General features: G+C 63.0%; 1 protein-coding gene and 1 pseudogene. Both read right to left on the bottom strand.

Annotation, left to right across the window (positions count from 1 at the left end; translation table 11 throughout):
- The coding region (locus tag AC1DWI_RS24220; protein WP_477726049.1) for an AarF/UbiB family protein at nucleotides 1-758 on the bottom strand (758 nt) is incomplete at its 3' end.
- Nucleotides 755-1058 (bottom strand): annotated as a pseudogene (locus tag AC1DWI_RS24215) (hypothetical protein); the annotation flags it as partial. The gene AC1DWI_RS24220 and the pseudogene AC1DWI_RS24215, both read right to left, overlap by 4 nt.

Genomic DNA, 1058 nt, shown 5'->3' with positions numbered 1-1058 from the left:
TCGCGCAGGCGCTGGGCCTGGCTGATGGGAACGCCTTTCATGCGCTCCATCACCATGACGTCGGGCATGCAGAAGTCCCAGACCATTTCAGGGATCATCACCAGGTCAAGGTTTTGCATGTTGCGGCGCAGCTGGGCCGCATTGGCCGCCTCACGCAGAAGGTCCAGCTCGTCGTGCAGGTATTTGTCGAATTCGGCCACTACCTCGCGGGGCTTGAGGCGTTTGCCATCAGCCGACGCGCCTTCCACCCAGCCGGCCATCATGTGCATCAGCGCCAGGTCTTTCTCGATCGCCGGCAGCATATTGGGCCGCAGCACCTTGACGGCCACTTCGCGGCCACTTGGCAAGATGGCGAAGTGCACCTGGGCAATCGAGGCGCTAGCTACGGGGATTTGTTCGAAGCTGGCAAAGATGCGGTCCAGCGGCCGGCCAAAGGCTTTTTCGATGATGGCGACGGCGACGGCGGACTCAAAAGGCGGCACCCGGTCCTGCAGGCGCGCAAGCTCGTCGGCGATGTCGGGCGGAAGCAGGTCGCGCCGTGTCGACATCACCTGGCCGAACTTGACAAAGATGGGCCCCAGGCTTTCAAGCGCTTCGCGCAGGCGCTCGCCGCGCGGTGCCTTCAGGTTGCGGCCCAGCGAAACGATGCGGGTCAGCAAACGGATCCAGGGACGCTCGAAACTGGAGAGCACCAGCTCATCCAGGCCAAACCGGAGCACGGTCCAGACGATAAAAACACCTCGGAAGAGGCGACTCATGCAGCAGGTGCTTTCACTGGCTCGGCATCGCCGCCTGTCGCAGAAGGACCCGCCTTGGGCGCCGTTTCAGGGGGTTGGGCACCGGTGGTTGCTGCCGCAGAGGAAGGAGGAACCGACGCAAGAGGTGTACTTGCCAAAAACTGCTTGAGCCCCGCAAAAATTCGCCGCCCGGCGTCGGCCACTGCATGTGCAGGAGCGTCACCGATCAGCCGCGAAAGGTCCTCTTCGGCATCCCAGCGCAGGTTTTCAGCCAGCCAGCCCAGTTCGGCGGCCAACTGCACGTCACCCTCGATTTTCACC

It is taken from the genome of Polaromonas sp. P3_C2 (genome assembly GCF_056402675.1).
The sequence above is the reverse complement of the archived record's forward strand: the minus strand, read 5'-3'. Positions and strand labels throughout refer to the sequence as shown.